This is a genomic window from Pseudonocardia charpentierae, from assembly GCF_031845345.1.
GTDB classification, from domain to species: domain Bacteria; phylum Actinomycetota; class Actinomycetes; order Mycobacteriales; family Pseudonocardiaceae; genus Pseudonocardia; species Pseudonocardia charpentierae.
The window spans coordinates 42022-51339 of record NZ_JAVREJ010000030.1; the positions used below are offsets into that span (position 1 = coordinate 42022).

The window sequence follows — 9318 nt, forward strand, 5'->3', positions numbered from 1 at the left end:
CCTGTGACCTTCGAGGACCAGGAGTGGCGCGACCTGGCCAGTATCCTTGATTCAGAATCCCACGAGCAGACCGAGGACACCGCGTTCGACTGCCTGGCGTTCCTTGCCGTTACCCGTGGTCGACTGACTGGCATGGACTTGGCGGGCCTCGTCTCTTCGGGCGCGGCCTCGACAACGCGCACAGAGGAGGCCGTGCGGCGAGCCATCGGCGAGGGACCCCTGGGGCGAATTGTGGAGACCGCACCCGTGGGGGACGACGCCGCGTATGCCCTGTTCCCGGTCGCCCTCGTCGAGCGGACCCGCTTGAACCTCGATGCCCGGGGGGTTACCGACGGGTACTTTGACCGGCTCGACGGCTGGGTCGAGACGTACCGCGCCGCTGGCTGGCCTGCGGACACGCCAGCCTACGTGCTGTCGACGTATCTCGAGGTCGCGGCAGCGCGCGACGTGTCCCGAGCGGCCGCGCTCGTCACCGACCTGCCGCTGGTCGACCTCATAATCGGCCATGGCACGACGAAGACGCTCGGCTCGGTGGTCCGGGCGCTGACCCGTAGCCGACCTGCCGACCGGCAGCTGCGTGACCTGAGCCGGTGCCTGGACTTCCAGCGGGACCTCCTCACCGACCGGACGCCGGGCGCCGGGCTCACCCAGCTCTGCCTGCAGGCACGCGTCTTCGACAGGCCGCTGGCCGACCGGTTGCACGCACACCTGCGGACGCGGTCGCCGGATGCACTGCTGCCCCTCTGGAGTGGTCACCGCGTTCCGCTGGAGCAGCGGTGGATCCAGCCGCTCGAGCACGAGGTCCAGGCTGCGGCGGTGTCGGCCGACGGGCGCCGGGCCGTGGTCGGAGGGACCGCCGTTCGCGCGAGCTGGCGTGAAGGCAGCGTCGCCGTGGTCGAATTGGACGCCGACCCGCCGGTCTTCCGCCCGTCGTCCATCCACGCGGACGCCGACGATGTGGCGATCGCATCCGACGGCCGCTGGGCCCTCGCGGTGGGCCGCAACGTGTACCGCTGGGACCTCGACAACCTGCTGGCGACGGAAATGCGCGCGGGGGACGTCGACCTGGACGACACCCCGGCCACGCAGGTCGTCCTGGCCCCGGACGGGCGAAGCGCGCTCGTCCGGGGCGGGAAGGGCGGTCGCTACGAGGACGACGACGACGGATTCCTGCTCCACTACGATTTGCGCGATCTCGCCAACGAGCCCCGGCGGGTCGCCGGTCTTCCCGGGCGGGTCATGGCAATGGCGATCTCCCCCGACGGCCGGTCGGCCTTCCTCAGCTGCCGGGTCGAGCGCGGCGGCGAGAACGTCCTGCTAGACCTGACCGGGCCCGCGCCGACGATTGCGCGACGGGGGGACGCGGGCCGGGCCGCCCGCTGCGTCGCCTTCAGCGCGGACGGTCGGTTCGTGCTGGGCGACGGCTCCGCGCAGGCGTTCGACCTCTTCGCGATGATCGGGCGATACCCCGGCCAGGCGCTCGTCCGGTGGGACCTAAATGGCGCCGAGCTGGTTAGCGAGGTGCTAGGTACCGCGAGCGAGGCGATCGGCAGAATCGCCGTGAGTCCGGACGGGCGGTACGCGCTGACCGCCGGTGACGACCCGGGCAACGGCGGCCGGGCCGAGGTCCTGTTCTGGGACCTCACTGCGACGCCGGTCCGCTCGGAGACGTGGCTCCGACCGGAACGGACTGTCCAGTCGATCTCCGTGACCGCGGACGGCTGCCGGGCTCTCCTGGCTTGCCGCAACTTCTTCGGCACCAGCCGGCTTGAGCTGTGGGACCTCGACCCGCACTACACCCCCGCACCTGCGCCTCCGCGCTACGCCGCGCACCGGCTCGCGCTCTCCGCACAGAACGACCGGATGATCACGGCCGGTAGTGGGCGCTGCGGCGGCCCGGTGCACCTGTGGGACCTGCAGAATCCGGCCCGTCCGGGTGTGCGGCCGGTCGAGGACGACGGGTCCGGCTCTCCGACGGACGTGGCGATCAGCCCCGACGGCACGCAGGCGATGATCGTCCGGACCGAGAGCTTCCTCTTCGACAGGTCGACGCTCGTCGTCCGGGAGCTAGATGCCGGGGTCGGCACCCCGCAGGCCCACGAGATGGGCGACGGCGTGGCAGCCGTCGCGCCGGGGCCGGGCGGGACGCTGTGGGCGTGTTCCACGAGCTCGTGGGGTGGCGGCGGCTCCCTGGAGCGCTGGGACCTGAAGACCGACCCGCCGTCGGTGACCAGGCACGCCGCGCCGCGCCCGATGAAGGCGATCGCGGTGACGGCCGACGGGCGCCACGCTTTCACCCCGTGCGGGTACGGCGACGTCCTGTGGTGGGACCTTGAGCCCGCCGAACCCGTCCACCGCGCGGTCCCCTGGCCGGGATCGTCCGACGCCGAGATGGAGTCGGTGGCGATCAGCGCCGACGGCCGTACCGCGTTGACCGGTGGTTCGGGCGAACGCGACCGGGGGCTGGTGCTGGCGTGGGACCTCACCGGGGATGTGCCCGTGCCGCGTCCGGTCGGTGAGGTCGAGCACGCGGTCGGGGGCGTCGCCCTTGACCCGGACGGACGCCGCGGAGTAACGGTCGGTGGTCAAAAGTTCCCGCACGACGGTCCCGGCGAGATCGTCAGGTGGGACGTCGTGTCGGGGCAGCGCCTGGCCACGCTGTCCCTGGACGGCCCGCAGACGGCGGTCCGGATCCTGCGTCGGTCTGGGGCCGGCCTCCTGGTCGTCGCCGGGGGACCGTCCGGGGTCACGATCCTCGAGGCGGACGCGCCCGCGGGCGACTGGTCCTCACTGGGCGAGGGCTGACGTCTCGGCGTCGACCCGAGCCACCATGTCCGTGCCGACCATCAGGACGGAGAGCACACGGTCCCGTTCGACTAGCGCCAGTGAGGCCACGCGCGACGTCACGTGGATCGGGTGCCCGAAAGCATGCCCGCGATCCAGACTGCACAGCCGCACGGAGGCGTCGCAGGCGACCGCCAGTACTGTCCCGCCGCCAGTGACGGTCGTCACGGCCACCTGGTGCGTGCCTCGCAGGCCGGTGCCAAAGCGGCGGAGCTCGCGTCCGGCCCGGATGTCTCGGACGACGACCTCGCCGTCGTGGTCGACGGCGACGGCGGTCGCCGTGCCGTCGGGCGCGACGAACGCGGTGAAGCCGCTGAGCGCCCGGAACTGGACGATATCGATCGGCTCGGCTGTGGCCGGATTCCAAAAGTGCACCTCCCGGTTCATGTCGGCCGTCGCGGCGACGAAGCTGCCGTCGGGGAGCTGCAGCAACGCGGCGTGCTGGAACACGTAGGCGGAGTGGCCTTTGTAGGAGGGCCCAATTCGTGCTCCGCCGCTCAGGTCCCAGAGCGCCACCGTCCGTTCATCGGTCGGGACGACCGCCAGGATCCGGCCGTCGCCTGTCGCGGTGCAGGCGAATACCGGTGCGCTCGCCCCGGCGGCCACGGAATGCAACAGTCGGTTCTCGACCAGGCTCCAGACACATACGGTCTTGTCCCGGTCGTAGGCGGACATTACGGCGATGGTGTCGTTGCTCGTCCGGAGGATCGCCACGCCGGTCGGCTTGTTGAACGGACCTACCATGTCGTCGAACTCGGCACGGCGTTCCCCGGAGTCCAGGCTCCAGACGGCGAGCTCGGCCTGCCGGCTCCCCGTGACCACTACCCCGTCACCGCTCGGGAGGAAGTCGACGGCTACGGCCTCGAAGAAGTCGCTGTGCTGGCGGTTTTGGTCGGCGACGATCTCCGCCTCGGCGAGGTCCCAAAGCCGGATGGTGTCGTCCTGAGCCGCCGTCACGACGACCGGCCGCCCCGCCTCCTCGACGAGGTCGACCGCCGTTATCCAGTTCTCGTGGCCGTTGAACGCCGCCGCGACGGTTCCCGACCCGGCATCCCAGATCCACAGCCACGTGTCCGAGCCGCCGGACGCCGCGATCGACCGCCCGTCGCCCAATGTAATCGCGGCGATGCTCTTCATGCTCGCGCAGTTCTCGCCGATGCCCTGGTCGACCTCCTGACCCGACCCGACGTGCCAGACCCTGACCGACTGGCCGGGATGCTGACCGGGGTTGGAGCCGCCGCTGAGCACGACCGGCCGGCCAGCGGTGCTCACCACCGCGGTGACGGCCTCGACCTCGCGCTCGACCCCGCTGGCGATCGAGTCGATGTCTCGGCCGCCCGCCGCCGGGCTCCAGAGGGTGAGACGGCCGTCGTAGTGGCCGAGGGCCAGGGCCACCTCTCCGGACGGCAGCATCACCGCGGTGAGCGCCGTCGGCGGACGACCCGTGTCGTCGAGCCGGCGGGCGATCAGCGACCGTTGCCGCACGCTCCATCCGTAGACCGTCCCGTCCAGGCCGAGCACGGCGACGAGGGTGTCCCCGCTGCTCATGCGACAGGCGGCGAGGTCGCGGACGCCGCGCTCGTGGACGACGGGCCCCCAGATCTTGGCGCCCGACCAGACGTCCCACAGGTAGACGTGCTGCTCGAACTTCTCCCCGGTCACCGCAATGACAGCGCCGTCGGGGTGCGCGACGGTGGCGAGCAACGAGATGGACCTGTGCCGGGTCCGCACACGGGCGAACGGGTCGAAGGTCCGCAGGTCCCACAGGCGCAGCTCGGGGTCGTGGCCGCCGCTCAGCGCGACGAGGCCGGCCGATGGTCGCCGGACGATCGCCGCGCACCCCGCCCCGGGGTGGCGGCCGACGGTCTCCCCGATGCCGGTGAAGGCGTTGACCCACCGGACGGTCCAGAAGGCCGAGCGGAGCGGGTCGCGCCCGTAGGCACGCATCCAGAATGCCAGCGAGGAGGCGTTTGACAATGGGTCGTCCCACACCCACGCGTGCGACGCGCGCCGCCAGATGCGCAGGTTCTCTCGGGTCGCCGGATCGGCGGTGTCGAGGTCGTCCAGCACGGCGCGGAGGCGTTGCGGATCGAGGAACGGAAGCAGCTCCGGGGTGACGAAACGCCCGTCGAGATCGCCGCCCGCCGCGGCGTGCTCCACGATGTGTCGGCGAATGTAGGCGGGAGGCACGGTGGCCTGGTTACCGCGCACCGCCATCAGGCCCAGGAGCCGCTCGGCGATGCCCCTCTCCGTTGCGGCGACATCGTCGTCCACTTCCCACCATCCGTCCCGGTCCGCACACCAACTCGCCGGTGCACCTGGGTCCGTTACCGGGCGGTGCGGGACGATGCCGGATCGCGCGCCATGGGTGAAACGCTCGTGGCCGGATTTCCGAGTCCGACACCGGATGTCCCGCAAGGAGGGGTGTGACCGTGAGCGTCGCTGCCGGGAGTGTCGTCGTCGGCGTGCACGGGGTGGCGCAGCAGCAGCTGGGCCGCCGCCAACTGTTGCGAGCGTGGGGTCCGGCGTTGACGGACGGCCTCGAGCTCGCGTTCGGACGCCCGGTCGTGGAGCCGTCCTTCGATCTCGCCTTCTACGGCAACTTATTTCTTCCGCCATCCGAGCCCGGGCAGAAGGGCGGTTCGACGGAGCCCCACGAAGTCCTGGCGGATCTGTCCGACGCCGAGATGGACGAGTTGCTCGACGTCGCCCGGGAGGCGGTGACGCCGGAGGAGCTCGCCGCAGCGGAGGCCGGGCCACCGAAGAAGGCATACGTCCGGGTACCAAAGCCGCTGCAGGCGGTTCTCCGCGCGCTCGACGCGAGGTTCGGGGCGGCGGCTGGGGTGCTGTACCTCGGCGTACTGCGCCAGGTCCGTCACTACCTCGTGCTGCCCGACCTGAAGGCCGAGGTCGACGGCATCGTCGACCGCGCGACCACACCGACCTGCCGAGTACTGATCGGACACTCCCTGGGTTCAGTGGTCGCACTAGAGTATCTGCGCCGTCACCCCGAGCACCGCCTCGACCTGTTCCTGACCCTGGGCTCCCCCCTGGGGCTGCGGATGGTGCGGTCGAGACTGCCCGACCCGCTCCCCGGGGCGGACACGTCCGCTGGCGTGCCGGGCAACGTCGCCCGCTGGATCAACGTGCGCGATCCGCGCGACCCGGTGGCCTGCGCGGGCGACCTCGTCCGGCTGTGGCCCGGCGTGCAGGACCGGCACGTCGACAACGAGGCCGACGCGCACAACGTCTCCCGTTACCTGAGCAAGGTCGAGACCGGGTCGGCCATCCTCGGCGCCGAGCCGCGGCTGGGTGTCCCGGAGGAGCGATGACCACACCGGTCCCGGCGGACGACGAGAACGTCATGCGCCGACACTTCGTAGCTGTAGCAACAAGCACCTACGAGGACGAGCACTACGGCAGCCTCCCGGTGGAGAACGAGGTCGAGCAGCTGCGCCGTTGGCTGACCGACCGGGAACGACTGGGCCGCCGCGCGTTCGACGTCGGCTCGCCAGCGGTGGGTCTCGATCCCGACGAGGACGTCATCCGCAGAGCGTTCCGCAACCCGGCCCGGCCGTGGACCGAGCGTGACGCGGCCGTCGTGTTCGTCACGGGGCACGGCGAGGTCGAGGGAAACAAGCACTGGCTCGTCCTTCGCGCTTCCGAGCAGGGGGACCTCGGGGCGACCGCCGTGAGCACAGCCGACCTGATTCGTTGGCTGCACCGCAGGGGCGGCGTCGAGCACCTGCTGCTGATCATCGACGCGTGCTTCGCCGGGGCCGCGGCCGGCGAGATCAACGACTTCGACCGACCGTTCCCGAAGACGTGGCTGATGCTCTCCAGCGCGTCCCGCGACCAGACCGCCACCACCGGTGCCCTGACAGCGGCCATCGCCGGCGCGGTCGAAGAGCTGCGCGGCCCGATCGGACCCAAGCGCGGAGGGACCCACCGGCGCTACTTCCTGGTCAGCCAGTTTGTCGACACGGTAACCGAGCACCTGCACCGCACCGATCCGGGCCAGGACCTGGTGAGGCTGGGCTACCAGGGGATCATGCAGGCTGAGCACGTCTGCCTGCCCAACCCGCACTACCGTGAGCCCGACAGCGTCGTTACGCAGCCACAGCGCCACGACCTCGCTCTGCCGAAGTCGGACCTCGCCACGCACTGGGGTCCGCGGCAGAGCGGGGCCGACGCTGGGCGGTGGCTGTTCACCGGTCGGGCGGACCTGATGCGCACCCTCGTCGAGCACGTCACGCCCGAGCCGACCCGCGCGTCGTCGACGCTGCTCGTCACCGGTGGTGCCGGGAGCGGGAAGTCTGCCGTCCTGGCCCGCCTGGTGACGCTTTCTGACCCGGACTTCGTCGACTTATGGGCCGACCGGGTCGCCGAGATTCCCGACGACCTACGTCCACCCGTAGGTGCGGTCGACGTGGCCGTGCTGGCGACCAACAAGTACCCGCACGAGATCATCGGCCAGATCGCTGCTGCGATGGAGGTCGAGAGGGCGACGGACGTCGGCGTCGGCCTGGACGCGCATATCGACACCTGTCGCGCACATCTCGCCGACCGCGCGGCCGCCGGCCTGCCCACCGTCATGGTCGTCGACGCCCTCGACGAGGCCGCGGATCCCGGAGCGATCGCCTCTGCCCTCGCGCGATTGACCGGAGGTAACGGCGTCAAGCTGATCGTCGGCGTGCGCTCACCCAGCGGGTCCGGTGACCACCAACCCCGGTCCGGCTCGCTGGCCGATCACGTGGAGCGCCTCACAGCGGCGCACCGGATCCGCGTCGACGAAGACCCGTGGTGGCACCAGGACGACGTGCGGGACTACGCCGCGAGCTACCTACGCCACACGCCCGAATCGCCGTACCGGGACGCGGGTCGTCACGATCTCGCCGGCCGGCTGGCGGAGGTGATCGCCGAGCGCGTGGGACGCAGCTTCCTGATCGCCCGGCTCGCGGCACACGCGCTCACGCAGCGGAGCGGTCCGGTCCAACCGGACGACTCGGCGTGGCTGGACACCGTCGACGACAACGTCGTGACCGCCTTCCGCTCCGACCTCGACCGCGCCTACCGCGACCAGTCCGAGCGGCAGGCCGCGGTCGAGCTGCTTCGTGCCGTTGCCTTCGCCTACGGCCGGGGGCTTCCCTGGGGCGATATCTGGCCGGCCGTCGCGAACGCCGTTGCTGGCCGTTCCTCCAAGTTCGGGGACAGGGACATCGCAGAACTGTTGGCGTCACCCATGAGCGCGTACCTCGTCACTTCGGTCGAGGACGACGCGACCGTCTACAGCCTGTTCCACGACGCGCTGCGCAGCACGCTGCGCGAACGGTGGCGCGACCTCCTATCCTCGTAGGCGGATTGTATCTGACATAAACGCAGATTCGGATTAGCGCCTTGTCGTGGCAGCCGCACCGCCGTAACAAGTGGATTCTTCGTCGACGCCTGCGCGGCCAGCATCGAGCCGGCGTGACCAAGCCGCCGCGCGTCGCGCACACATCGCAGACGCGAGCAGTCGGGTGAGGAACTGCGCGGTGAGTGCGTTGCCATCATAAGCCGCTCTCAGGCCTGCTGAGTGAGCAGCGGTAGGTGTTAGATGCTCACGGGATGCGCCCGAAGGGACCTATAAGCCCTAACCTACTGAGTCTGAGGCGACCAATGCCATCGCGCGTGGTCATCGTCCCTAGTGTCGCGTAAACGATGTTCTTTGACCGGGGCGGCAGTGGTCGAGGAGGTCGTCGGCGGTCTTGGTCCAGACGAACGGGTGGCAGCGGTCGTTCCAGCCGTCGATGAACCGTTCGATGGCGGCGATGAGTTCTTTGACGCTGGAGTAGCTGCCGCGGCGGATGGCCTGTCTGGTGATGATCGAGAAGAAGACCTCGACCAGGTTCAGCCAGGACCCGGAGGTCGGGGTGAAGTGCAGGGTGATCCGCGGGTTGCGGGCCAGCCAGGTCTTCACGGCGGGGTGTTTGTGGGTGGCGTAGTTGTCGACCACCAGGTGCAGCTTGCGCCGCGGGTAGGCCTTCGCGACCTGTTTGAGGAACGCCAGGAACTCCTGGTGGCGGTGTCGCGGCAGGCATGTCTGCTCGACCCGTCCGGTCGCGATCTCCAGCGCCGCGAACAGGGTGGTGGTGCCGTGGCGGACGTAGTCGTGGGTGGCCTTCTCCGGTAGGCCGGGGCGCATCGGCAGGATCGGCGCGGTCCGATCCAGCGCTTGGACCTGGGACTTCTCGTCGACGCAGAGGACGACGGCCTTGTCCGGCGGGTTCAGATAGAGCCCGACGACGTCACGGACCTTGGCCTCCAGCTCGGGATCGGTGGAGAACTTGAACGTCTCGGCCCGCCAGGGGCGTGTCACGACGACCGTGTAAGCCGCGGGTGACCCAAGATCGACCGCTGTGATCGACACGGCGGTCGGAAGGGACACCCGAGTGAGCAAGGACCAGCCCGGCCCGGACGCCGATGCGGCAGCGG

General features: G+C 70.3%; 4 protein-coding genes and 1 pseudogene. 3 read left to right on the forward strand and 2 right to left on the reverse strand.

Annotated features, from left to right (window positions below):
* Nucleotides 1-246: 246 nt before the first annotated feature.
* Nucleotides 247-2805: a WD40 repeat domain-containing protein gene (locus tag RM445_RS28100; RefSeq protein ID WP_311559888.1), complete on the forward strand. Its 2559-nt coding sequence runs from the start codon at nucleotides 247-249 to the stop codon at nucleotides 2803-2805.
* On the opposite strand, the gene RM445_RS28105 is transcribed toward RM445_RS28100, so the two are convergent.
* Entirely contained in the window at nucleotides 2788-5118 is a 2331-nt protein-coding gene (locus RM445_RS28105; protein ID WP_311559889.1) for a WD40 repeat domain-containing protein, read from the reverse strand. The genes RM445_RS28100 and RM445_RS28105 overlap by 18 nt on opposite strands.
* Nucleotides 5119-5276: 158 nt before the next feature.
* Here RM445_RS28105 and RM445_RS28110 point away from each other — a divergent pair, with 158 nt between their 5' ends.
* Complete coding sequence (locus RM445_RS28110; protein ID WP_311559890.1) at nucleotides 5277-6176, forward strand: alpha/beta fold hydrolase domain-containing protein; 900 nt, start codon at nucleotides 5277-5279, stop codon at nucleotides 6174-6176.
* Nucleotides 6173-8200, forward strand: coding sequence for an ATP-binding protein (locus RM445_RS28115; protein WP_311559891.1), 2028 nt, complete (start codon nucleotides 6173-6175; stop codon nucleotides 8198-8200). The genes RM445_RS28110 and RM445_RS28115 overlap by 4 nt, the downstream gene beginning before the upstream one ends.
* 327 nt (nucleotides 8201-8527) lie before the next feature.
* Here the strand turns inward: RM445_RS28115 and RM445_RS28120 are convergent.
* Nucleotides 8528-9196, reverse strand: a pseudogene (locus RM445_RS28120) (IS630 family transposase); the annotation flags it as partial.
* Between the last annotated feature and the right edge of the window lie 122 nt (nucleotides 9197-9318).